The sequence below is a fragment of the Nocardioides rubriscoriae genome, assembly GCF_008087085.1.
GTDB lineage: Bacteria > Actinomycetota > Actinomycetes > Propionibacteriales > Nocardioidaceae > Nocardioides > Nocardioides rubriscoriae.
In genome coordinates this window covers 25591-47767 of sequence record NZ_VIYJ01000017.1, presented here as the reverse complement: position 1 = coordinate 47767, position 22177 = coordinate 25591, and the positions used below count along the sequence as shown (strand labels likewise).

General features: G+C 73.5%; 23 protein-coding genes. 8 read left to right on the top strand and 15 right to left on the bottom strand.

Features of this window, described 5'->3' with window-relative positions:
* Window positions 1–78 precede the first annotated feature (78 nt).
* Both FZC61_RS22265 and FZC61_RS22260 read left to right on the top strand, forming a co-directional pair.
* Entirely contained in the window at window positions 79–510 is a 432-nt protein-coding gene (locus FZC61_RS22265; RefSeq protein ID WP_148616463.1) for a hypothetical protein, read from the top strand.
* 49 nt (window positions 511–559) lie between these two features.
* Window positions 560–1411 carry an alpha/beta hydrolase gene (locus FZC61_RS22260; RefSeq protein WP_211357398.1) on the top strand — a complete coding sequence of 284 codons (852 nt, stop codon included), beginning with the start codon at window positions 560–562 and terminating at the stop codon, window positions 1409–1411.
* Here FZC61_RS22260 and FZC61_RS22255 read toward each other — a convergent pair.
* The 4 genes from FZC61_RS22255 to FZC61_RS22240 all read right to left on the bottom strand — a co-directional run bounded on the left by FZC61_RS22255 (window position 1395) and on the right by FZC61_RS22240 (window position 4977).
* The gene (locus FZC61_RS22255) at window positions 1395–2627 is read right to left on the bottom strand and encodes a M15 family metallopeptidase (protein WP_148616462.1); all 1233 of its coding nucleotides are present in this window, start codon (window positions 2625–2627) and stop codon (window positions 1395–1397) included. The two genes, FZC61_RS22260 and FZC61_RS22255, sit on opposite strands and share 17 nt — an antisense overlap.
* Before the next feature lie 73 nt (window positions 2628–2700).
* Window positions 2701–3276: a TetR/AcrR family transcriptional regulator gene (locus tag FZC61_RS22250; protein WP_148616461.1), complete on the bottom strand. Its 576-nt coding sequence runs from the start codon at window positions 3274–3276 to the stop codon at window positions 2701–2703.
* Between the two features lie 23 nt (window positions 3277–3299).
* Window positions 3300–3509 carry a ferredoxin gene (locus tag FZC61_RS22245; protein ID WP_148616460.1) on the bottom strand — a complete coding sequence of 70 codons (210 nt, stop codon included), beginning with the start codon at window positions 3507–3509 and terminating at the stop codon, window positions 3300–3302.
* Window position 3510: 1 nt separating this feature from the next.
* A complete protein-coding gene (locus tag FZC61_RS22240; protein ID WP_148616459.1) occupies window positions 3511–4977 on the bottom strand; it encodes a fatty acid desaturase in 1467 nt (488 codons plus the stop codon).
* Between the two features lie 161 nt (window positions 4978–5138).
* Here FZC61_RS22240 and FZC61_RS22235 point away from each other — a divergent pair, with 161 nt between their 5' ends.
* Window positions 5139–5825, top strand: a complete 687-nt coding sequence (locus FZC61_RS22235) for a hypothetical protein (RefSeq protein WP_148616458.1) — start codon at window positions 5139–5141, stop codon at window positions 5823–5825.
* 16 nt (window positions 5826–5841) lie between these two features.
* On the opposite strand, the gene FZC61_RS22230 is transcribed toward FZC61_RS22235, so the two are convergent.
* Window positions 5842–7191, bottom strand: coding sequence for an NAD-dependent malic enzyme (locus FZC61_RS22230; protein WP_148616472.1), 1350 nt, complete (start codon window positions 7189–7191; stop codon window positions 5842–5844).
* A gap of 65 nt (window positions 7192–7256) precedes the next feature.
* Entirely contained in the window at window positions 7257–7856 is a 600-nt protein-coding gene (locus FZC61_RS22225) for a TetR/AcrR family transcriptional regulator (RefSeq protein ID WP_148616457.1), read from the bottom strand.
* A 121-nt stretch (window positions 7857–7977) separates the two neighbouring features.
* On the opposite strand from FZC61_RS22225, the gene FZC61_RS22220 reads away from it, so the two are divergent.
* Window positions 7978–9483 (top strand): MFS transporter, encoded by a 1506-nt coding sequence (locus FZC61_RS22220; RefSeq protein ID WP_170286233.1) that lies wholly within the window; start codon window positions 7978–7980, stop codon window positions 9481–9483.
* Here FZC61_RS22220 and FZC61_RS22215 read toward each other — a convergent pair.
* The 4 genes from FZC61_RS22215 to FZC61_RS22200 are packed head-to-tail and all read right to left on the bottom strand — an operon-like array spanning window position 9480 to window position 11663.
* Window positions 9480–9947 (bottom strand): SRPBCC family protein, encoded by a 468-nt coding sequence (locus FZC61_RS22215; RefSeq protein WP_170286232.1) that lies wholly within the window; start codon window positions 9945–9947, stop codon window positions 9480–9482. The genes FZC61_RS22220 and FZC61_RS22215 overlap by 4 nt on opposite strands.
* A gap of 17 nt (window positions 9948–9964) precedes the next feature.
* The gene (locus FZC61_RS22210; RefSeq protein WP_148616454.1) at window positions 9965–10447 is read right to left on the bottom strand and encodes a glutathione peroxidase; all 483 of its coding nucleotides are present in this window, start codon (window positions 10445–10447) and stop codon (window positions 9965–9967) included.
* Complete coding sequence (locus FZC61_RS22205) at window positions 10444–11088, bottom strand: hypothetical protein (RefSeq protein ID WP_148616453.1); 645 nt, start codon at window positions 11086–11088, stop codon at window positions 10444–10446. The genes FZC61_RS22210 and FZC61_RS22205 overlap by 4 nt, the downstream gene beginning before the upstream one ends.
* Window positions 11076–11663 (bottom strand): nitroreductase family protein, encoded by a 588-nt coding sequence (locus FZC61_RS22200; protein ID WP_246142851.1) that lies wholly within the window; start codon window positions 11661–11663, stop codon window positions 11076–11078. The genes FZC61_RS22205 and FZC61_RS22200 overlap by 13 nt, the downstream gene beginning before the upstream one ends.
* A gap of 149 nt (window positions 11664–11812) precedes the next feature.
* Between FZC61_RS22200 and FZC61_RS22195 the strand changes: the two genes are divergently transcribed.
* From FZC61_RS22195 to FZC61_RS22185, 3 genes are all read left to right on the top strand, one after another.
* Window positions 11813–12139 carry a FeoA family protein gene (locus tag FZC61_RS22195; protein WP_148616452.1) on the top strand — a complete coding sequence of 109 codons (327 nt, stop codon included), beginning with the start codon at window positions 11813–11815 and terminating at the stop codon, window positions 12137–12139.
* An 80-nt stretch (window positions 12140–12219) separates the two neighbouring features.
* Window positions 12220–14100, top strand: coding sequence for a ferrous iron transporter B (gene feoB / locus FZC61_RS22190; protein ID WP_211357401.1), 1881 nt, complete (start codon window positions 12220–12222; stop codon window positions 14098–14100).
* Between the two features lie 2 nt (window positions 14101–14102).
* Complete coding sequence (locus FZC61_RS22185; RefSeq protein WP_148616450.1) at window positions 14103–14696, top strand: NifU family protein; 594 nt, start codon at window positions 14103–14105, stop codon at window positions 14694–14696.
* On the opposite strand, the gene FZC61_RS22180 is transcribed toward FZC61_RS22185, so the two are convergent.
* From FZC61_RS22180 to FZC61_RS22160, 5 genes are all read right to left on the bottom strand, one after another.
* The gene (locus tag FZC61_RS22180; RefSeq protein WP_148616449.1) at window positions 14693–15682 is read right to left on the bottom strand and encodes an SDR family NAD(P)-dependent oxidoreductase; all 990 of its coding nucleotides are present in this window, start codon (window positions 15680–15682) and stop codon (window positions 14693–14695) included. The genes FZC61_RS22185 and FZC61_RS22180 overlap by 4 nt on opposite strands.
* 194 nt (window positions 15683–15876) lie before the next feature.
* The gene (locus FZC61_RS22175; protein ID WP_148616448.1) at window positions 15877–17247 is read right to left on the bottom strand and encodes a wax ester/triacylglycerol synthase family O-acyltransferase; all 1371 of its coding nucleotides are present in this window, start codon (window positions 17245–17247) and stop codon (window positions 15877–15879) included.
* A gap of 92 nt (window positions 17248–17339) precedes the next feature.
* Entirely contained in the window at window positions 17340–17798 is a 459-nt protein-coding gene (locus tag FZC61_RS23265; protein ID WP_170286231.1) for a MarR family winged helix-turn-helix transcriptional regulator, read from the bottom strand.
* A gap of 86 nt (window positions 17799–17884) precedes the next feature.
* Complete coding sequence (locus FZC61_RS22165) at window positions 17885–19324, bottom strand: MFS transporter (RefSeq protein ID WP_148616447.1); 1440 nt, start codon at window positions 19322–19324, stop codon at window positions 17885–17887.
* Window positions 19325–19333: 9 nt separating this feature from the next.
* A complete protein-coding gene (locus FZC61_RS22160; RefSeq protein ID WP_148616446.1) occupies window positions 19334–19711 on the bottom strand; it encodes a cupin domain-containing protein in 378 nt (125 codons plus the stop codon).
* Between the two features lie 64 nt (window positions 19712–19775).
* On the opposite strand from FZC61_RS22160, the gene FZC61_RS22155 reads away from it, so the two are divergent.
* The gene (locus FZC61_RS22155) at window positions 19776–22175 is read left to right on the top strand and encodes an AAA family ATPase (protein ID WP_148616445.1); all 2400 of its coding nucleotides are present in this window, start codon (window positions 19776–19778) and stop codon (window positions 22173–22175) included.
* The last annotated feature ends 2 nt before the right edge of the window (window positions 22176–22177 follow it).

Below are 22177 nucleotides of genomic sequence, written 5' to 3'. Positions count from 1 at the left end.
GGTATCACCGCGGGTCTCCCGCCTCTCCTCCTGTCACGAGCCCGGCACCCCGTCGGGCCTGACACCAAGGAGACACCCATGTGGGACCCCGACAACTTCCCCGGCGCCGACAGCGTGCCGTGGCAGCTCCTGATCCGCGCACGCTTCACCCATGAGATCGACGCCGTCCTCGCGTCGGTGGTCGTCTCGCGCGTCGGCGCGGTGACCTCGGTCGACGTGGCGCGCAGGCTCGTCGACGTCGCCCGGGTCAAGGCCGGCGGCGAGAAGGCCGAGCCGGGCGTCGTGCTGGCGGCCGTGCGCGGGCTGCTCGAGTTCGACGAGTGGTGCGGCACCGGCTGGCCGCGGCGCTGGCCGCCGCGCCCCAAGGGCCACGACTTCGACGACCTCATGGACCCGGTAGCGGTGCTGGTGATGGAGCGGGCCGCCGAGCTCGTGTCGGTCGCCGGCAGCCCCGACCTGCAGGGCGGCCTCGGCGCCGCTCTCGGCGAGCTCGGCGGCTTCGGGCGCTGAGCCCGCGGCGCGACCGAGCCGAGGCGCCGCTGGTGACGAACACCCCCACGTGCGCCTCTCCGACCGCCTCAGCGCCGTGACGATGCACGCCACGGCGCGGTTCACCGTCCGCTACGGCGACGACCTGCGCTTCGCCGGCCGGGACCTCCCCCGACCGGCGAAGCGCCGCTTCCCCACCCGCCACGGGCGTGTGACGGCCTACGAGTACGGCGAGCCCGGGGCTCCGGCGCTGGTGCACTTCCACGGCGGGGCCTGGCTGATGCGCTACCCGCAGATGGACGACTGGTGGTGCCGCTACGTCGCCGCGACCGCCGGGGTGCGCGTGCTCAACGTCGACTTCCGCACCGGCCCCTACGTCGCCTACCCCGTCGCCCAGCACCAGTGCCACGACGTCGCGGCGGCCGTCGCGGGCGAGGCCGGTGGTACGCCGGTGGCGGTCGGTGGGTTCTCCAGCGGCGGCGGGCTCGCCGCGTCCGTCGCGCTGCAGGCGCGCGACCTCGGCTCGTTCGTCCCGCGGCTGCAGGTGCTCGGCGTACCGGCCCTCGACCTGGCCAGCGACCTGCCCGCCGGTCCCGGCATGATCTCACCGTCGCTGCGGGCGCTGGTGCGCCGCGTCTACTTCCCCGACCCGGCCACGCGGGCGGAGCCCTACGCCTCACCCGTGCTGGCGCCCGACCTCTCGGGCCTCGCGCCGGCCATCGTGCTGACCGCCGAGCGCGACACGCTGCGCCGCGACGGCGACCGCTACGCCGAGCGGCTGCGCGAGGCCGGCGTCGACGTCGTCCACGACGTCACCCCGCGCACCGACCACTACTTCCTCACCGAGGACCCCGGGCGCGCGCGCACGACGATGGCGATGGTCGCCGACCACGTGCGCGCGGCGCTCAGCCCGGCGCCTTGAGCTGCGACAGCTCGAAGTGCATGGGGTCGGTGTAGTTCCAGTCGCCGCCCCAGGCGAAGCCCCAGCGCTTGAAGACCGCGACCACGCCGCGGTCCATCTCGCCGACGGTGCCGCGCTGGTTGCCGGGCACGTTGAGGTCGAGGGCCAGGCCGAAGGAGTGGTTGGACAGGGTGCTCGAGCCGGCGATGTAGCGGGGGTAGTAGCACCCGGCGTACTCGCCGGGGTGGATCTTGTCGGCCAGGCCGAGGCGCACGATCTCGCCGAGCGCGGCCTTGAGCTGGGGCATCAGGTAGCGGTTGCAGGTGATGGTGCCGAGGATCGGCACCGCCTCGGTGACGATGTGGGTGCGCACCCAGGCCGGGTCGGGCGCGATCCGGCCGCCGCCGATGGGGGTGAAGTTGAAGACGCCGACGGCGTCGGCGAAGTCGCCGACCAGGACGGCTGAGTCGAAGGCGCCCGGGTCGAGGCCGTAGCGGGCCACGGCGTCGAGGTTCTGCACGACGGCCTCGTCGCCGACGATCGCGGCGAGCGGCTTGCGTAGCGACTCGGGCGCCGTGCGGCCGGTGCTGATCAGCAGCGCGTTGTCGGGCACCATGCCGAGGGCCTCGCCGCGCTTGCGGTTGACGACCAGGTCGATCTTCTCGGCCTGGGGCGCCCAGGCACCGATGTGGACGACGGCCCCGGGGGCCTCGCCCAGGCGCAACGACCCGTCGTCGCCGACCGGGAGGTCCTGGCGCAGCGTCGAGGACACCGCGGCCTCGCCGGCGGCCACGCGGTCCCACTGCTCCTGCAGGTCGGCGCTCTCGGCGGTGGTGAAGGAGCGGTAGTCACCCGGGTCGACCGCGGCGACGTTGTAGACCTTGTTCTCGAGCGGCACGTTGGCCAGCGAGATGGTCGTGGCGACCTGCACCCCGTCGAGGGCCTCGATCCGCGCCACCAGCTCGGGGCTGAGCGTCTGCTTGCCCGCCACGAGGATGTCGGCCGGTCCGACCGCGCCCGTGCGGCGCCCGGGCCGTTCCACGGCGTACGCCGGGTCGAGGGTGACCGGGGCCGGCGGCGCACCGTCGGCACCAGGAGCGTCCGACGGCGGCGGCGACGCGGCTGCGGGGTCGGTCGCGGCCGGTGCACCGGGGGCGTCTGCGGCGTCGCTGGAGCACCCCGTCAGCAGCAGCACCGTCGCCACCGCGACGGCCGTCGACGCGCGCGACCACCTCATGGACCCTCCTTCGCCTCGAGCGTAGTCGGAGCCGGCAACGCACGGGCCCGGTTCGCCCAGGGTCGGGCCCGGCTCAGCGCAGGACGCGTTGGGCGATCCAGGCGATGTCGTCGGCGGTGGCGTCGGGCGGCCCGCTGGGCTGCATGACGTGGCTGAGCACCAACCGCACGACCATGTCGATCGCGGCGTGCAGCCGGGGCGCGTCGAGGCCCAGCCGGTAGGGCGCGATCCGTTCGGCGATGACGTCCTTGGCGACCACGAGCAGCGACTCGGCGTGGGTGGTCAGCAGCGGCAGCAGCTCGGTGTCGGCCCCGTGGGTCGCCGAGACCACGGCGTGCAGCAGGGGGTTGCCGGTGGCGTGCTCGAGCACGGTGCGCGACGCCACCCGGATCGCCTGGACCAGGTCGTCGGGGTGCTCGTCGAAGGCCAGCGACACCACGCCGAGGAAGCGGTCGAGCTCGCGCAGGATCATGGCCTCGGCGAGACCCGGCTTGGTGCCGATCTCGTTGTAGACCGTCTGACGGCTCACCCCGACCTCGTCGGCGAGCTTGGCCATCGTGACCTGCGACCAGCCGACCTCGCTGGTCAGGCGTACGGCGGCGTCGACGACACGCTCACGTGTCGTCGGCGGCGCCGCTACGTCGGTCATGGCCACCAGCGTAGGCGTGCCCCTTACCCCTCGAGGGTGAGGGCGAGCACCGGGCAGGCCTGGGTGGCGGCGTGCACGTGCGCGCGGTCGGCCTCGGGCACGTCCTGCTGCAGCACGTGCATCTCGTCGTCGCCGTCGGCGGACTCGCGCAGCTCGAAGTAGTCCGAGGCCATCGCCTCGCACATGCCGAGGCCCTCGCACTTGTCGTAGTCGACGTGGATCCGGGCGCCCATCTCAGGCGTCCTGCTTCGCGGTGGGGTCCAGGGCGACGAAGTCGACCTTCTCGCGCACCCCGCAGTCGGGGCAGCACCAGTCGTCGGGGATGTCCTTCCAGGCCGTGCCGGCCGCGAAGCCCTCGAGCTCGTTGCCGACCTCGACCTCGTAGGTGTAGCCGCACCCGGGGCACCGGGCCGCCAGCACCTCCTCGGTCGCGGCCGCAGCAGCGGTCGCCGCGGCGGCGTCCTCACGGGCGATCCGCTCGGCCTCGAGGACCTCGGTGGGGCGGGGGTAGCGGGCGAGGTAGGTGTCGAGCTTGCCCGGCTGCACGTTGGCCAGGGTGACGTCGCCGCCGAAGTGGTCGACGACGCGCTGGTCCATGGCCTTGCGGAACAGCGGCGGCACCAGGGCCAGGACGATCATGCCGGCGTAGCCGGTGGGGAGCACCGGGCTCTCCTCGAAGTCGCGCAGGGTCTGGTAGCGACGCGTGGGGTTGGCGTGGTGGTCGCTGTGGCGCTGCAGGTGGTAAAGCAGCACGTTGGTGGCGATGTTGTTGGAGTTCCAGGAGTGCGACGGGTCGACGCGCTCGTAGCGCTGCTTCGTGCCGGAGCCGACCTTCTGGCGCAGCATGCCGTAGTGCTCCATGAAGTTGACGACCTCGAGCAGCGAGAAGCCGATCACGGCCTGGATGACCAGGAAGGGCAGGATCTCGACGCCGAGCCAGGCGACCAGGCCGCCGAAGAGCACCGCCGACATCAGCCAGGCGTTGAGGACGTCGTTGCCGAGGTGGAAGGGGTGGGTCTGCTTGCGGGCGTAGCGCTTCTTCTCCAGGTGCCAGGCGCTCTTGAGCGAGCCGGCCACGGTGCGCGGCCAGAAGGCGTAGAAGGTCTCACCCAGGCGGGACGACGCGGGGTCCTCGGGGGTGGCCACGCGCACGTGGTGGCCGCGGTTGTGCTCGATGTAGAAGTGGCCGTAGAAGCTCTGGGCCAGGGCGATCTTCGACAGCCAGCGCTCGTTGGCCTCGCGCTTGTGGCCGAGCTCGTGGGCGGTGTTGATGCCGATGCCGCCGATGGTGCCGATGGTGACGGCCAGGCCGATCTTGTCGACCAGGCTCAGCTCACCGAGCCCGAACGGCGCCCCCTGCGCGATCACGTAGAACGCCGCCACGAAGCCGACGTACTGGATGGGCAGGAAGAGGTAGGTGATCCAGCGGTAGTACTTGTCCTTCTCCAGCGCCTCGATCGCGTCCTCGGGCGGGTTGGAGCGGTCGAGGCCGGCGAACAGGTCGATGGCCGGCACGACGCCGAGGACCACGATCGGGCCGATCCAGAACCACACCCCCCAGCCGGTCAGGGCCCACAGGCCACCGGCGGCGAAGGCCAGCGACGGGACCACGAGCCCGATCAGCCAGAGGTAGCGCTTGGAGTCCTTCCAGGTCTCGCTCGACCCGGCGGGCACCGTGCTGTTGCGGATGGTGTCGGTCATGAAAGGCCTCCTGCGTCCTTGCGGGTTTACAGAACCGTAGGGGATGTAAAGCGCTTTGACAAGAGGGTCATTTTTGTAAAGTGGCGGCGTTCTCCGCCCCGCGCCGTCCCGGCCGGTGGTTCAGCGCCGTGCTGTGGCGCGGACCCCGCACAATGAGCCCCATGTCCGACCCGGCCCCCGACCCGGCCCCCGACCCGGCACCGGTGTCGTACGTCGACGACGACCACGACGACGAGGTCGCGGAGCGCCACGTCGTGCTGAGGGTCCTGCGGCGCGCACGGGTGCTGATCGTCCTGCTGCCGCTCGTGGTCGGTCTGCTGGTCGTGGCCGCCGTCGGCGCGTCCAAGCTCTGGGCCGACCTGCCCGACGACGCGGCGCCCGCGCCCGACGTCACCTGCTGGGACGGCGTCGTCGCGCCGCTGGCCGACTGCACGCAGCCCAGCGGCAAGGCGGGGCTGCGCTGGGTCTTCCCGAGCTTCCGGCCCGACGACGCCCGCTGCACCGCCGTCGAGCGCCGCGAGCGCGACCAGGCCCGCCCGGTCGAGTTCCGGTGCGACCTGCGGCTGGACCAGCGTCCGGTCACCGTGACCTACACCGTGCGGACGTCGGTGACCGCGGGCCTGGCGTTCCTGCGCCGCACGTACGGCGCCGACCCGGTCGCCGACGGGGAGCAGCTCGTGTTCAGCTCCGAGAAGCCGCAGGCCGACGGCACCTACCGCGTGACCGTGGCCTACGCCGAGCAGCCCTACTCGGTCACGGTCCAGGCGCCGGAGCCCGGCCTGCGCGACACCGCCCTCGACGAGCTCGTCGAGCTGCGCCCCGCGGCCCGGCTCCTGACCCGCGGCTGAGACCCGCCTGCGGGACCTAGACGCCGCGGATCGCCGCAGCCACGGCCTTCGGCACGTCGGGGTCGAACACGCTGGGGATGATGAAGCTGGGGTTGAGCTCGTCGTCGCGCACGACCAGGGCGATGGCCTCGGCGGCCCGCAGCAGCATGTCGACGGTGATCTCGTGGGCGCGGGCGTCGAGCAGGCCGCGGAAGACCCCGGGGAAGGCGAGCACGTTGTTGATCTGGTTGGGGTAGTCGGAGCGCCCGGACGCCACGACCGCGGCGTAGCGGCCGGCCTCGGCCGGGTCGACCTCGGGGTCGGGGTTGGCCAGGGCGAAGACGACCGCCTTGTCGGCCATGTCGCGGATCCACTCGGGGTCGAGGATGTTGGGCGCGCTGACGCCGATGAAGACGTCGGCGCCGCCGCCTGCGCCCAGGGCGTCGTGGAGGTCACCGGTGACCCGACGCGGGTTGGTGGCACGTGCGAGCTCCTCCTGCGCGGGCGAGAGCCCGGCGAGGTCGGGCACCAGGCAGCCGACCCGGTCGTAGACGACCACGTCGGTGACCCCGGCGGCGAGCAGGAGCGTCACGATCGCCGTACCGGCGGCGCCCGCCCCGGCCACGACCACCCGGGCTGCGGGCAGGGACTTGCCGACCACGCGCATCGCGTTGGTCAGGGCGGCGAGCACGACGATGGCGGTGCCGTGCTGGTCGTCGTGGAAGACCGGGATGTCGAGGCTCGCGCGCAGGCGTCGCTCGATCTCGAAGCACCGCGGGGCCGCGATGTCCTCGAGGTTGATGCCGCCGAAGCCGGGGGCGATCATCTCGACGGCCTTGACGATCTCGTCGGTGTCCTGGGTGGCCAGGCAGATCGGCCACGCGTCGATGTCGGCGAACCGCTTGAACAGCGCGGCCTTGCCCTCCATCACCGGCAGCGCCGCGCCGGGGCCGATGTTGCCGAGCCCGAGCACGGCGGAGCCGTCGGTGACGACCGCGACGGAGTTGCCCTTGACCGTCAGGCGCCAGACGTCGTCGGGGTTCTCGGCGATCGCCATGCTCACCCGGCCCACGCCCGGGGTGTAGGCCATCGACAGGTCGTCGCGGTTGCGCAGCGGCACCTTCGAGGCGACCTCGATCTTGCCGCCGATGTGGAGCAGGAACGTGCGGTCGCTGACCTTGTGGACCTCGACGCCCTCGACCTCGTCGGCCGCCTGCTCCAACAGCTTGGCGTGGTCGGCGTCGCCGGCCGAGCAGGTGACGTCGAGCACGAGCCGGGTGTGGCTCGACTCGGCGACGTCGAGCGCCGTGACGATGCCCCCGGCCGCGGCGATCGCCGTCGCGACCGCGCCCACCACGCTGTGGTCGGGCGCGGTGTGCAGGCGCATGGTGATCGAGTACGACGAGGTGGTGGCGGTCCGGGACACCCGCCCACCATCGACCCCCTGCTCGGTCACGGGCAAGTAGTGGTCGTAGTGGTCGCGGCCGGGCCGTCCGGCGCGCCGATCCCGCCCAGCGCCAGGTCGACGACCGCCTCGAGGACGTCGTCGTCGATCGGCCGGGCGTGCAGCAGCGAGGTGTGCACCACGGCCCCGCACACCATCACGGTGGCGGCCTCCAGCGCGGCGCCGCTGAGGTGGGGCTCCAGGATCGTGCGCATCACCCGCTCGCCGTCGACGACGAAGCGCTCGCGGACGTCGGCCAGCTCGGGCACGGCGGTGGCCAGCTCGACGACCATCGTCATCGCCCGGTCGAGCCGGTGGTCGACCATCGCGGCCCGGAAGGAGCGCAGCTCGCCGAGCAGGTCGGCGCGCAGGTCGCCGGTCGGCACGTGGTGCGGCATCGCACCGAAGTGCACGAAGGCGTCGCGCACGAGGTCGAACCGGGTCGGCCAGTGGGCGTAGAGCGTGGCCTTGGAGTAGCCCGCCACCGCCGCCACGTGCGGGTGGGTCAGCGCGTCCCACCCTTCGTCGACGAACACGCGGATCGCCGCCCCGAGGACGTCGTTGCGGGTGCGTACGACGCGTGGGTTCAGGTCGCCGGGCGCGGGCATGACCTCTCCTTCGGGGTGGTGGGCAGAAATGATCTATCAGTACATTTCTGAACTCGTAGTTCAGAACTGGCCGTCAGCTCCATCGTACGGCCGCCACCCACACGACCCGGAGGACGACCTCATGACCACCCACCAGCCCGCGGCCGGGCCCCGCGCCGGCGACCCGACCGACGATCCGACCGACGATCCGACCGACGACCGGGGGCCGGCCCGCTGGGCGGCGCTGCCGGTCCTGGCCGCCGCGCAGTTCATCGTCATCCTCGACGCCTCGATCGTGAACATCGCGATCCCGACGATCGAGGCCGACCTCGGCTTCGACCCCACCGACCTGCAGTGGATCATCAACGCCTACGTCCTGGCGTTCGGCGGCCTGCTGCTGCTCGGAGGACGGCTGACCGACCTGGTCGACGGCCGCCGGGTCTTCCTCGCCGGGCTCGCGCTGTTCGCGGGTGCCTCGGCCGCCTGTGCCCTGGCCACCGAGCCCGCGGTCCTGCTCGGCGCCCGGGTGGTGCAGGGCGTGGGGGCCGCGATGCTGTCACCGGCGGGTCTGTCGCTGCTGACCTCGGGCTTCCGCGGTCGACGTCGTGCCGTCGCCCTGGGCGCGTGGGGTGCGGTCAGCGGCGTCGCCGGGGCGGCGGGCGTCCTGCTCGGCGGCCTGCTCACCGACGGCCCCGGCTGGCCCTGGATCTTCTGGATCAACGTGCCGGTCTGCGTCGTCGTCGCGGCCGCCACCCTGCGCCTGGTGGCCCCGGCGGGCGGGCAGCGGGCCACGACCCTCGACCTGCCCGGCTCGGTGCTGATCACCGCGACCGTCACCGCGCTGGTCTTCGGCGTGGTCAGCAGCGAGGAGCACGGCTGGACCTCGGGCCTGGTGCTCGGCTCCTTCGCGGCCTCGGTCGTCCTGCTCGCCGCGTTCGTCGTGGTCGAGGGCCGGACCCGCGACCCCCTGGTCCCGCTCGACGTCTTCGGGCTGCGCAACCTCAGCGTGGGCAACGCGACCAACATCCTCTTCGGCGGCGTGCAGCTGTCGACGTTCTTCGTGCTGACGCTCTACCTGCAGCAGGTGCGCGGCGAGACGGCCCAGGACTCCGGCCTGGCCTACCTCCCGCTGGCCGCTGCGGCCTTCCTCGGCAGCGGGCTGGCGTCGGCGCTGCTGCCGCGCCTGGGGGCGCGGGTGCCCTTGGTCGGCGGGATGGTGATGCTGGCGGCCGGGCTGTGGTGGTTCTCGCAGCTGCAGGCCGACGACTCGTACGCCGCGGGCTTCCTGCCGCCGAGCCTGCTGTGGGGCACCGGGCTGGGGATCGCCGCCGTCGCCGTGCTCGCCGCGGCGACCGAGGACCTCGGTGGCGAGGGCGAGTCGGGCCTGGCCTCGGGGCTGTTCAACACCACCCAGCAGGTCGGCGCGGCCGTGGGTCTCGCGGTGCTCAGCACGCTGGCCTTCGACCGGGTCGACGCGCTCGCACGCACCGGCACCGACCCGTCGCAGGCGCTGCTCGAGGGCCTGCACCGCGCCCTCGAGGTCAGTGCCGTGCTGGCGGCGGCCGGTGCGGTCCTCGCGCTCGTCGGCCTGCGCCGGCGACGTGTCGTCGCCGGCGCTCCTCGCACCTCGACCACCGCAGCGACCTAGACGCCCAGGTGCGTCAGGAGGTTCTTGGAGAAGCGGTCGCCCATCTGGTGGATGACCCCGCGCATCGTCGTACGGACCGCGCCGCCGGAGACCTTGGGCAGCGGGAGGTCGACGCAGATCTCCATGCTGGTCTCGAGCAGCACGCCGTCGGGGTGGTCGGCCAGGGCGTACCAGCCGTGGACGCCCGCCCGCTCCTTGGCACCGGCCGGCGGGTCGTGGGTGAACTCGATCCGCGTGCCCTCCTCGAGCGTCATCCGCTCGGTGAAGGTCGCGGAGAAGCCCTTGCCGAGCACCTGGAGCCCCGACATGTGCCAGATCCAGTGGTCGCCGCCGTCGGTGGTGATCCGGGAGATGAACGGCGTGAACGCCGCCACCAGGTCGGGCTGCGTCAACGCCTCCCAGACGCGGGCGCGCTCGACCGGGACGACGGCCTCTGCGGTGGTGGACGAGGTGAAGGTGCTCACGCGGTGATCAGGCCGGATCAGGCCTGGAGGGCCTTCTCGATGTCGCCGGAGATCTTCTCGGGCTTGGTCGTCGGCGCGTAGCGGTCGATGACCTGGCCGTCCTTGCCCACGAGGTACTTGGTGAAGTTCCACTTGATCTTGCCGCCGAGCAGGCCGCCCTTCTCCTTGCGCAGCCACTGGTAGAGCGGGTGGGCGCCGTCGCCGTTGACCTCGATCTTGCTCATCATCGGGAAGGTGACGCCGTAGTTCTTCTGGCAGAACGCACCGATGGCGGCCTCGTCGCCGGGCTCCTGGTGGCCGAACTGGTCGCACGGGAAGCCGAGGATGACGAAGCCCTGCTCGCCGTAGGTCTCCCAGAGCTTCTGGAGGCCTTCGTACTGGGGGGTGAAGCCGCACTGCGAGGCGGTGTTGACGACGAGCACCACCTTGCCGGCGTAGGCCGAGAGGTCGACGGGCTGCCCGTCGAGGGTGGTCGCGCTGAAGTCCTGGAGAGAGGTCATGGCGATGATTCTGGCAGGCGGCACCTCACCTGTGCGGGTTGCTCGTAGCCCACGGGGTTGTCGAACCCGTCGAGCTCGACGCGCACCTGCCGGTCACCGAGGTCGAGCACCACCGCACCGGGCTCGATCACGACCACCTCGCCGGTGACGACGTACTCCGTGGGGGAGAGCCGCTGCAGGCTGTAGGCCGGGCGGGCCCGGCGCACGTCCTCGAGGGCGACCAGCCGCAGCGGTCCGGCGGTGCGCAGCCACAGCAGCACCAGGGCGAGCAGCAGCACCACGTCGGCGAAGACCGTGAGCACCACCAGGACGCCGGCCCCCTGCTCGCCGGACACGCGGTAGTTCTGGGGGGAGCCGGGGACGACCCGGACCTCGATGGTGCCGGCGCTCTCGGCGACGTCGAAGCCGTCCGCGTCGAGTGCGGCGGTCCAGGTCCGCTGGTCGGGGTCGACCCGCGGGTCGAAGCGGAAGTCGACCAGCCCGCCGTCACCCGAGCCGCGGCTGGCGGTCACGGTCGCGGTCGTCTCGACCCCGTTGCGGTCGAGCTGGTGCCCGACCCACGCGCCGTGCACGAAGGGCACGTTGACCAGGGCGAGCAGGAGCAGGACGACCAGGACGCCCTTGTTGCTCAGCCGGCCCACGGCCGCCACCCCACGTCGTACGCGATCTCGCCCAGCGGTCGACGGGTGCGCTCGCGCTGCTCGCGCTCGCGGTCACGCTCGGGCACGGTCGCGGCGTCGCCGCGGGCCCCGATCGCGATGGTCGCCAGCAGCTGCACGTGGTCGGGCACGCCGAGCGCGACGGCCGCTCCCTGCGTGTCGAAGCCGCCGAGCTGGTGGGCGTGCAGCCCCATCGCGCGGGCCTGCAGGGTCACGTGGGCGGCGGCCTGGCCGAGGTCGTAGCGCGCGGTGTCGGCGTCCTTGACGTCGACGACCTCGCAGCCGGCGACCAGCAGCAGCGAGGCGCGTGGCACCCAGCCGGCGTTGCCGCGGCTGAGGTGGGGGACGAACGCGGAGTGCGCGGCGCTGCCGCGCGGAGCCACGACGAAGCGCCACGGCTGGCTGTTGCCGGCGCTCGGCGCCCACCGGGCCGCCGCGAGCAGGGTCTCGACCTCGGCGGTCGCCAGCACGTGGGTGTCGTCGAAGACGCTGGGGCTCCACCGCGACCGCAGCGGCTCGGCGAGGCCCTCGGCGCCGGGCATGGGTGCATGGCTCACGGCGCCATCCTGCCCGTCGTACGGCGAGGTCGGGGTCACCACCCGTCAGGACACTGGCGTCCGGCGGCGGCGCCGGTTAGGCTAGCCTCTACTGGTGTAGGCAAGCCTCACCTTCCGCCGTTCCCCCGGGAGACCCGCAGATGTCCGTCATGTCCTTCACCCTCGGCCAGCGTCGCCCGACGCCGCGCGCCGTCCAGGTGACGACGGGCTCGGCCGCACCCGCGATCCCCGCCACGGCGACCGGCACGCTCGCCGAGCTGGACTGCGGGGCTCGCGCCCGGGTCACCGGTGTGTCCGGCGGGGCCGACCCGGCCACGGCGCGCCGGTTGGTCGACCTCGGGTTCGCCCCCGGCGCCGAGGTCGAGATGGTGCGCAGGGCGCCGATGGCCGACCCGGTCGTGTTCCGGGTCGCGGGCTACGACATCGCGCTGCGCCGCATGCAGGCCCGCTGCATCCAGGTCTCGACCACCTCGTGACCTGCGGGCCCCACGGGCCCGGGTCTGGTTCGGGCAGCGACGCCGGCACCACGGCGACCCTCGACCACACCCACCTCGCGCTGGTCGGCAGCCCCAACTCGGGCAAGACCACGCTCTTCAACGCCCTGACCGGGCTGCGCGCCAAGACCGGCAACTACCCCGGTGTCACGGTCTCCCGCTACGAGGGACGCGTCGAGGTCGACGGGCAGCAGGTGCTGCTCGAGGACCTCCCCGGCACCTACAGCCTCGACGCGATCAGCCCGGACGAGCAGATCGTCAGCGACGTCCTCGACCCCGGCGACCCCACGACCGTGACCCCCGAGGGCCTGCTGGTGACCCTCGACGCGACCACGCTGCGCCGCTCGCTGCGCATGCTGGCCCAGGTGCTCCACACGTCGGTGCCGACGTGCGTGGTGCTGACCTTCACCGACGAGCTCTACCGACGCCAGGGCGCCCTCGACGTCGAGGCCCTGCGTCGTGCCCTCGGCGTGCCCGTCGTCGCGGTCGTCGGCGGCCGCCGACAGCAGCTCGGCGGGCTGCGTGCGCTGATGGTGCGTCCCGACGAGTGGTCGACGCCCGTCGTGCTGCCGCCCACGGACCCGACCGGGGTGACCGGCTGGATCGACTCGGTGCTGACCTCGTCGGGCTACCGGCTCCCCGTCACCGACGCGCGGACCCAGCGCATCGACGCCGTGCTGCTCCACCCGGTGTGGGGCAGCATCGTCTTCGCGCTCACGATGTTCGCCTTCTTCCAGGTGATCTTCGCCGTCGCGGCGCCGCTGCAGGGCTACATCGAGACCTTCTTCGCGTTCCTCGGCGACCAGGTCGATGCGCACGTGTCGATCGACTGGCTGGCGAGCTTCTTGTCCGACGGGATCCTCGGCGGGGTCGGCGGGGTGCTGGTCTTCCTGCCCCAGATCGCCCTGCTCTTCGTGCTCATCTCGCTCATGGAGGGCGTGGGCTACATGGCCCGCGCCGCCTTCCTGATGGACCGGGTGATGGCCGGGGCCGGGCTCGAGGGCCGCGCCTTCGTCGCGCTGCTGTCGTCGCTGGCCTGCGCGATCCCCGGCATCATGGCCACCCGCACCCTGCCCTCGCCGCGCGACCGGATCGCGACCATGATGGGCGCGCCGCTGATGACCTGCTCGGCGCGGCTGCCCGTCTACGTGCTGCTGATCGGGCTGCTCGTCGACCGCGACGCCCGGTTCGGCCCCGTCGGCGCGCAGGGTGTCGTGATGTTCGCCCTCTACCTGGTCGGCGCGCTGTCGGCGATGGCGTCGGCCTGGCTCTTCTCCCGCATCGGGCGCGGCACCGGACCGCTGCTGCCGTTCTACATGGAGATGCCGCCCTACCGCGTGCCGTCGCTGCGCTCGGTCGGCCTGGCCGTCTACGACGCCTGCCGCGGGTTCCTGCGCAAGGTCGCCAAGATCATCCTCGGCACCACCATCGTGCTGTGGTTGCTGCTCAACCTGCCCCACCCCTCGGACGCGCAGCTGCGCGCCGACGGCGTCGAGCCCAGCGACCGGGCCGCGGTGTCGACGTACGTCATCGACCACAGCGCGGGCGCGGCGGTCGGACGGTTCGTCGAGCCGGTCTTCGAGCCGCTCGGCTTCGACTGGCGCATCAACGTCAGCGTGCTGGCCTCGCTGTCGGCGCGCGAGGTGTTCGTGGCCACGCTCGGACAGGTGGCAGCCGCCGAGAACCCCGACCAGCCGGCCGACGCGCTCGAGCAGATGACCGTGGCCGACGGCCCGCGCGCCGGCGAGCCGCTCTTCACGGCACCGGTCCTGGCCGCGCTGCTGGTCTTCTTCCTCTACGCCCTGCAGTGCATGTCGACCGTCGGCGTGCTGCGCCGCGAGTCCGGTTCGTGGAAGTGGCCGGCGATCGCCTTCGGCTACCTCTTCGTCGTCGCCTGGTCGATGGCGGCGCTCACCCGCCTAGTGGTGGGTGCGTTCGTGTGAGCGTGGCCATCCACCCTGAGCCGGTCGCCGGCGACCCGACCGCGGTGCGCTGGGTGATGCCGGCCGGCACGCTGCCCTTCGTGGGCGCGCCCGCGGCCCTGCCCCCGGAGCTGCAGACCCTGGTCGACGACGGCACCGTGACCCGTGTCGAGGTCGAGCCCGACGCCGTGCGCGTCGCGATCGCGGCGGGCCGGTCGTGGCGCGTCGTGGGCGGCCGGGTCCGCTCGGCGCTGGTCGCGGCCCTCGGCGACGCCTCGGCCTGGCGCGGCCCCGGCGGTGCCGACCGCGACGACGTGCTGCGGATGGCCGTCGAGCAGGTGATCGCCGGTGACGTGGGCGACTACGTACGCGGCCACGGCGGGCGGATCAGCCTGCTCGACGTACGCGGCGGACGGGTCGAGGTGGCGCTGGGCGGCGCCTGCGCCCACTGCCCGAGCAGCGACCTGACCTTGACGCAACGCTTCGAGGTCGCCGTGCGCGCCCGGTGCCCCGACGTCACCGAGGTCGTCACCCGCGACGAGCCCGGCGCGTCCGGCGAGACGGGGCGGCGCCGGCTGCTCCCGCTGCGGCCCGTCCGCAGGTCTGCCGCCGGCTAGGGCCAGACCGTCCCGGTCGCCGCTGCCACGTAGTCGACGAACGCGCGCCGCGCGGCGAGGTCGGGTCGCCGCTGCACGGGGTACGTCGTGGGGCGCGGCGCCCGGTCGTGCCAGAAGTGGTGGGTGCCGGTGGAGTCGGGGCGGTTCGCGACGAGCCAGACGGCCGTGTCGGCGCCGCAGGCGGCGTCACGGAACAGGCGCCCCATCACCTTCTCGAAGCCCGGCAGGCTGTCGGAGACCCCCGGCGTCGCGGCCCAGCCCGGGTGGCAGCTCTCGATGCGGACCTCGCCGCCGCGCAGCCGGTCGTTCCAGGCGTCGACGATCTCGACCTGCATCCGCTTGGTGCGGGCGTAGCCGCGCACCCCGTCGTAGGTGCCGTCGCGGTACTCGATCTCGTCGGGGGTGCTGCGCAGGCCGGCGCTGTACATGCCGCCCGACGACATCCACACCACGCTGCCGGCGCCGCCGGGGCGGTCGGCGGCGGCACCCAGCAGCGGCAGCAGCCGCTCGGTCATGAGGTGGGGTCCGAGCACGTGGACCGCCAGCGTCATCTCGTGGCCCTGCGGCGACTCGGTGCGCTCGGCGGGCAGGGTCCCGGCGTTGTGGACCAGGCCGCGCAGGCTGTCGACGCGACCGGAGAAGTCGTCGCACCAGGCCCGGACGGCGTCGAGGTCACCGACGTCGCAGACCTCCTCGACCAGCGTCGCCGACGGCAGCGCCCGGCGTACGTCGGCCACGACGGTGGCGACCTTGGCGGGGTTGCGGCCCAGCACGTGCACGGTCGCGCCGAGGGCGGCGAACAGGGTGACCATCGCCTCGCCGATGCCGGAGGTGGCGCCGGTGACGACCACGCGCTGGCCGTCGAGGCACCCGGGCTGGGGGTCGGCCGGCCACCAGTGGCGCCGCAGGGAGGGACCGATCTTGGTGTAGCCGAGGACCAGCGAGCGGTCGAGGAAGCCGTCGGCGAGGGCGGTGAGAGCGCTCATGGCTGCAGGGTACGGAGAGCGACGAGGACGTCGGAGGAGCGGGGACCCTCGAGAGGCCACATGGGGTGAACCGCCCCCCGCTCTCCCCCCACGGTCGAGCGGGGGGCGGCGCCTCAGGCTAGCCGAGCGCACCGGCCGGGGACGACACCCCGAACCCCAACGTTTGCGCAAGAACGACGGGGAGGAAGCGTCGGTCAGCGGCGCCCGGCCGCGGCGAGCACGCGGGACAGGTCGTCGATCTCCGCGTGGAACGCGGCGAGGATCCGGTCGGGGTCCGCGATGACGGCGGTGTCGGTCTTGAAGCCGACCCGCACCGTGCCGGCGTAGGTGAAGATGCACGTCCCGAGCGTCTGGTGGGCCGACCCGGGCACCCAGCCCAGCAGGCTGGTGATCCGGGTCCCCGCGAGGAAGCGTGGCTCTCTCGGGCCGGGGACGTTGGTGGTGACACCGCACGCCTTGCCGCCGAAGAAGGCCACGAGGGCGCTGCTGAGCCGCCGCCCGAGGCGGCCGATCGTCTGGATCAGCGCGAACGTCATGACCGGTTCGGGGGACCCCTTGATCCGATCCATCCGACGCTTGGTCTCGGCGAGGCGCTCGGCCGCGGAGCTGAGCCCGGAGGGCAGCACCAGCAGGACGAGCGCGAAGCGGTTGCCGAGCTCGCGGGGAAGAGGCAGGTGCATCGGACGCAGGTTGACCGGGACCACCGTCGGGATGTCGACCGCGCGCGCACCCCGCTCGACCTGGTAGCGCTGGAGGGCACCGGCCAGCGCCGAGACCAGGACGTCGTTGACGGTCGCCTGCGAGGTGGCGGCGATGTCCTTGATCAGCTGCAGGTCGATCGGGTCGGACCAGACCGCTCGCTTGTGCGGGCCCGCCGAACCGACCAGCGCCGACCTCGGGTTGCGGGTCAGGACCAGCTTGCCGAGCACACCCGCTCCGCTGAGCACGCCCCGGATCACTGCGAGGGTCGACGCCCGGACCCGAGCCGGTCGCAGCGCCCCCGTCACCTCCGGCGCGGCGCGACGGGCCACGGCGACGAGGTCACCGACACCGTGGTGTCGCGCACCGGTGCCGTGCCCTCCGCTCACGTCGGCATCAGGCGTCACGTCCGTCAGCGACAGCAGGACCTGCGTGAGCGCGATGCCGTCGGCCAGGGCGTGGTGCAGTCGCACGTAGATCGCCGAGCCCTCGTCGAGCCCGTCGATGAGGTGGATGTCCCACAGGGGGCGGTCGCGCGGCAGCGGCGTCGAGAGGAAGCCACCGACGTAGGCCTGCAGCGAGGCAGCGTCCCCCGGCGCCGGGAGCCTCACCTCGCGCACGTGCTCGGTGAAGTCGAAGCCGGGGACGTCGCGCCAGCGCGCCTTCGACCGGCGGCGGGACCCGACGACGGGGCGACGCGAGAAGACGGGGTAGGCGTCGATCAGCCGTCGCTGCACCACGCGGTCGAACCTCGCCCGGTCGAGCGGCCCGTCGAGGAACAGGACGCACTCGATGACCATCAGGTTGTGAGCCCGGTCCATGTTGAGCCAGATGGCGTCGACCGGGTTGACGCGGTGGTCCCTCACCTCATGAGTCTGTCATCACACTCCAACCCGGCGCGGCCGGGAAGTCAGGCGCGCGGGTCGGACCCGGGTGTCGTGTGCGAGCGGCGATCCGGCTACCAGCCCAGACGTACCGGTGGGTAGCCACCGCCCGCGGCGTGGGTCACCGCACGCTCGAGCGCGGCGCGGGTGCTCGCCATCCGGCGTGGACCGACCAGCTCGGCCCACTCGCGCTCGATCCGGTCCTGGATGTCGACCGAGACCTGGACCGCCTCGTGGCCTCGAGCCGTGAGCACCAGGGGCTTGCGCCGGGCGTCCGCGCCGCCGGCCTCGTCGATCGCCAGGTAGTCCTCGTCGATCAACGCCTGGACGAGCTTGGCCGCGCCCTGCTTGGTCATCCCGAGCAGCGGGGCCATCTCGGAGACGGTGTCGCGACCGTTGAGGACGGCGTTGAGCGCGTAGCCGTGGGCCGGGCGCAGCGTGCCGTGACCTCGCTCGTGCAGCTCGGTGTGGAGCTCCTCGAGGGCCACCGTGACGGCCATCGAGAGCAGGCGGACCAGCGGCACGTCGGACACTCCTTCACGGTAACGACGAGGACGGGCGACGGACAACCGAGATGACGGTCGGGGTGGGCGCTCCACGCCCGGACGTGGAGCCCCGGTCACCCGGCCAGCGACCTCGACCGCTCCCTCACCGCGAGCAGGGCGCCCGCGGCGACGGCGACGACCGCCAGCAGGCCGGCCACCACGGCGAACCCGGTGCCGGTGTCCGGGTGGTGCGTGGCGGCCGAGCCGCTGGTGCTGAGGCTCACGATCGCCGCGACTCCGACCGCCCCGCCGAGCTGCTGCATGGTCGACGTCAGCCCGGAGACGACGCCGGCCTCCTGCGGTGCGGCGCCCATGATGCAGGTGACGGTGACCGGGACGAACACGAGGCCGAACCCGACGCCCTCGACCGCGAGGGCCGGCAGCATCAGGCTGGTGTAGCCCTGCCCGGCGTCGAGGGCCGACATCGCCGCGGCCGCGCCCGCGGCCAGCGCGGCCCCGGTCCCGATGAGCCGCCAGGGACCAATACGGGCCAGGATCCGGGCCGCGACCTGCGAGGTGACGACCATCGCCGCACTGAAGGGGATGAAGCCGAGTCCGGCCTGCAGCGGCCGGAACCCGAGGTCGAGCTGCATGAACTGCGTGGCGAGGAACAGGGTCGACAGCATGCCCGCGCCCAGGAACAGGGTGGACGCCCACGCCACCTGCTTGTCCCGGATCCGCAGCTGCTCCCGCGGCAGCAGCGGCGTCGTGCTGCGGGTCTCGACGACCGCGAAGACGACCGCGAGGAGGACGGCCGCCACGACCCAGCCGAGGCTGCCTCCGTCGTCCCAGCCGACCACCGGGGTGCGCGAGACGCCGTAGACGAGCGACGCGACGGCGGTGGTGGCCAGGATCGTCGACGCGACCGGCAGGCTCCCGCGCCGGGTCGGCGGCTCGGGGAGCGCCCGCGGCGCCAGGGCGAGGATCGCCACGGCGAAGGGGACGGCCAGGAGGAAGACCCAGCGCCACGAGACCCACTCGGTGAGGACCCCGCCGACGACGAGGCCGGTGGCCGCACCGATGCCCGACATGGCGGCGTAGACGCCCATCGCCCGGGCCCGGGCGGCGGGCTCGGGGAAGGTGGCCGGGATCAGGGCGAGCGCCGTGGGGGACGCGATGGCGGCTCCGATCCCCTGGGTGATGCGGGCGCCGAGCAGCACCTCCTCGGCGCCGGCCAGGCCGGCGACGAGGCTGGCGACGGCGAAGACGGCGATGCCGACCATCAGCATGCGACGGCGTCCGAGGACGTCGCCCAGGCGGCCGCCGAGGAGCAGCAGGCCACCGAAGGAGAGGGCGTAGCCGGTGACCGTCCACTCGACCTGCGCGAGGCTCAGCCCGAGGTCGGACTGGATGGTCGGCAGGGCGATGCTGACGATGGTGACGTCGAGGACCATGAGGAGCTGGACGGTCGTGATGACGAGCAGGGCCAGGCCGGGCCGGCTCGTGCCGGGCGCCATCGGCGACGCCTGACCGAGCCGGCCGACAGGCGTCGGGGTCCGGGCGGGGGAGGACATCTCGGCTCCTCAGCTCGCCCAGGGGACGCGGACCGGGTCGGCGTCCCCCGCCCGTGCGGTGCTGCCCGGCTGCGCGGCGGTCAGGGTGACGACACCCTGAGGGCCGGCGACCAGCTGCCGCTCGGCGTCTCGAGGGAGCAGGACGCAGTCACCCGCGCCCGCCTCCACCGTGGCGCCGTCGACCGTTGCGCGCAGGGATCCCTCGAGGACGACCACGACGTGGTCGGTGTCGATGACGTGGACCGGTCCTGAGGTGTCGGGCTTCATCTCGGTGCGCCACACGCTGACGTCGGCGGTGCTGTCGGCAGAGGGGCTGGCGTAGGTGCGCATGGCGGCGGCCGGCGTCTCGGTGACGCGAGCTCCGGCCAGGGTGGTCAACAGGTTCATGGGACTTCCTTCGATGTAGACAACTTGGTTGTCTTAATATGGCATATGGCCAACTTGGTTGTCTATGCGGACCCGGCTCCCATCCCAGGGCGCGATGACGGTGGGGGCGGCCCGCGAGGCCGGGTTCGTCGCCGCCGTCGCACGCTGCTCCCAGGACGACGGTGCCCCGCCGCTGTGGCCGTGGCACCGCCTCCTCGAGGCCCTCGGACTCGACGTCGACGACGTGCTCGCGCCACAGGACGCCGGGCCCTACGCGCCCGACGACGGCCCCCTGGCCGCCTTCGCCGTGCAGGAGGCGCTGCTGCGGACGGTCCGGGACCGGGCCGCCCGGCATCCGGTGCTCCTGGTCGTCGAGGACCTGCACTGGGCCGACACCCGGACCCTGCGGGCGCTGGGCCACCTCGTCGCGGGGGTCGAGCCGGGCGACCGGGTCGCGGTCCTGCTGACCCGCCGCACGCACCCCGAGCCGGCCGGGGCCCTGCTCGACCTCGGCGCCACCCTGGCCCGTCAGGGGGCCCGCGTCCTCGAGCTCACCGGCCTGGGGGTCGAGCACGCCCGCACCCTCGTCGCCGCCGTCGCCGGGACCACGTCGGTGCCGGCCCCGGTCGACACCTGGTGCGCCCACACCGGCGGCAACCCGTTCTTCCTCGTCGAGCTCACCCGCCTCGGGCTGTCCGGCGGTGGGTGGCACGACGTGGTGCCCGAGTCGGTCAGGACCGTGGTCGCCGGACGTCTCGAGGAGCTGCCCGAGGAGACGCGCGAGGTCCTCGTCGTCGCGGCGGCGCTGGGGGGCGAGCACTCACCCCTGCTCCTGGCGACCGTCGCCGACCGGACGCCGGCGGAGGTCTTCGAGCTGCTCTGGCCGGCGCAGCGCACCGGAGCGGTCGACGTCCGACCCGACGGGCGGGTCGCTTTCGCGCACGCGCTGACCCGCGACGCCGTGGTGGCCGCCGCGCCCACCGGCCAGCTCACGCGCGTGCACGCCCGGATCGCGCGGGCCCTGGAGTCGTCGCCGTGGGTCGGGCTGCGCGAGGCGGAGCGGACCTTCGAGCTCGCACGGCACTGGCGGGCCGCCGGCCCGGCGCACGCAGCGTCGGCCTGGCGGGCGGCCGTGTCCGCCGCCGCGCAGGCCCGTCGGGTCTGGGCCAACGTCGAGGCGACCGACCTCTACACCTCGGCACTCGCGAGCCACGCGCTCGACCCGGCCGCGACCCGCGCAGAGCGCTACGACCTGCTGCTCGGCTTCGCCGAGGTCGCGGCGCGGGCCGCTCGGTGGCGCGCCGTCGTCGAGGCCGTCGCCGAGGCCGTCCGGCTCGCGAGCGCCGACGGCGACCCCGACCGTGTCGCGCTCGCGGTGGCCGGGCTCACGCGCTACAACATCTGGTTGCCGCAGTCCTATGACGAGGTCTCCGAGGACCTCGTCGACGACCTGCGCGAGGCGCTCGCCGTGGCGGGTCCGCGCGACTCGCCCACCCGGTGCCGGCTGATGCTCGCCCTCGCCGTCCAGCTCTACTACGCGCCCGGCTACGAGCCCGAGGTCGAGGCGCTGGTCGAGGAGGGTCTCGCGCTGGGTCGACGTCTGGGCGACGCCGAGCTGAGGGGGTGGGCGGCCCGCACCGGCTGGCTCGCGTTGTGGCGCCCCCGCTACCTCGCGCGTCGCCTCGAGCTGGCCCGCGAGGAGGTCGAGGCGGCCCGTGAGTGCCGTGACGAGGCGGCCGAGGCCGTGGGCCGCGCGGCCCTGGCCGGAGCGGCCGTCGAGGCGGCCGACCTGGCGGTCTGGGAGGCCGAGTCCGAGGCGGCCGAGGCCATCGCCCGGCGTCGTCGCCTGCCCTACGTCGAGTTCGCCCTCGGCTTCGTCCGGCTCAGCCTGACCCTGATGGCGGGGCGGCTCGCCGAGGCCGAGGCCATCGAGGAGCGGTTGCGCGGGATGCGCAGCGAGGTGACCACCCCGGCCGACGAGTCGCTCGACTTCGCCCTGTCCTTCACGGCCGCCACCTGGCGCCCCGAGCTCACCCCCGCGGTCGCCGAGGCGTACCGCGAGGTCATGCGGGCCGCCCCGGACCCGTTCCTCGCCGTCGGAGCCGTGTTCCAGTCGACCCGGGCCGGTCAGCTCACCGAGGCCCGGGCCGAGATCGCGCGTCGCCCGGTCCCGCCGGTCCCCGACCTGTGGCACGCCACCATGGAGGCCGCGGAGCGCGCCGACATCGCCGCCTGCCTGGGCGACCCGGCGCTCGCACGGCAGGCCGTCGACGTGCTGCGGCAGGCCAGCAGCCGGATGGTGGTCGCCGGCGTCTCGGTCGGCTTCGGCCCGGTCGACGGCTACCTCGCGCTCGCCCTCGCGCTGCTCGGCGACGTCGACCAGGCCCGCGCCGCCGCGGCGCGCGCCGAGGCGCTGGCCACCACCTGGCGGCTCCCGGCCTACCTCGGGTGGCTGGCCGAGCGCCGCTCGTCGCTGGGGTTCTGAGC

What these genes read in the sequence shown, in the direction of transcription:
- FZC61_RS22230 (WP_148616472.1), bottom strand. Translation starts at nt 7,191, where the DNA reads ATGCGCCTGCACACCGCGCCCGACCACAGCGTGGTGGGCGCGGTCGCG.
- FZC61_RS22255 (WP_148616462.1), bottom strand. Translation starts at nt 2,627, where the DNA reads ATGAGGTGGTCGCGCGCGTCGACGGCCGTCGCGGTGGCGACGGTGCTG.
- FZC61_RS22240 (WP_148616459.1), bottom strand. Translation starts at nt 4,977, where the DNA reads ATGACCGACACCATCCGCAACAGCACGGTGCCCGCCGGGTCGAGCGAG.
- FZC61_RS22195 (WP_148616452.1), top strand. Translation starts at nt 11,813, where the DNA reads ATGTCCTTCACCCTCGGCCAGCGTCGCCCGACGCCGCGCGCCGTCCAG.
- FZC61_RS22220 (WP_170286233.1), top strand. Translation starts at nt 7,978, where the DNA reads ATGACCACCCACCAGCCCGCGGCCGGGCCCCGCGCCGGCGACCCGACC.
- FZC61_RS22235 (WP_148616458.1), top strand. Translation starts at nt 5,139, where the DNA reads ATGTCCGACCCGGCCCCCGACCCGGCCCCCGACCCGGCACCGGTGTCG.
- FZC61_RS22155 (WP_148616445.1), top strand. Translation starts at nt 19,776, where the DNA reads ATGCGGACCCGGCTCCCATCCCAGGGCGCGATGACGGTGGGGGCGGCC.
- FZC61_RS22265 (WP_148616463.1), top strand. Translation starts at nt 79, where the DNA reads ATGTGGGACCCCGACAACTTCCCCGGCGCCGACAGCGTGCCGTGGCAG.
- FZC61_RS22225 (WP_148616457.1), bottom strand. Translation starts at nt 7,856, where the DNA reads ATGCCCGCGCCCGGCGACCTGAACCCACGCGTCGTACGCACCCGCAAC.
- FZC61_RS22180 (WP_148616449.1), bottom strand. Translation starts at nt 15,682, where the DNA reads ATGAGCGCTCTCACCGCCCTCGCCGACGGCTTCCTCGACCGCTCGCTG.
- FZC61_RS22160 (WP_148616446.1), bottom strand. Translation starts at nt 19,711, where the DNA reads ATGAACCTGTTGACCACCCTGGCCGGAGCTCGCGTCACCGAGACGCCG.
- FZC61_RS22245 (WP_148616460.1), bottom strand. Translation starts at nt 3,509, where the DNA reads ATGGGCGCCCGGATCCACGTCGACTACGACAAGTGCGAGGGCCTCGGC.
- FZC61_RS22165 (WP_148616447.1), bottom strand. Translation starts at nt 19,324, where the DNA reads ATGTCCTCCCCCGCCCGGACCCCGACGCCTGTCGGCCGGCTCGGTCAG.
- FZC61_RS22210 (WP_148616454.1), bottom strand. Translation starts at nt 10,447, where the DNA reads ATGACCTCTCTCCAGGACTTCAGCGCGACCACCCTCGACGGGCAGCCC.
- FZC61_RS22250 (WP_148616461.1), bottom strand. Translation starts at nt 3,276, where the DNA reads ATGACCGACGTAGCGGCGCCGCCGACGACACGTGAGCGTGTCGTCGAC.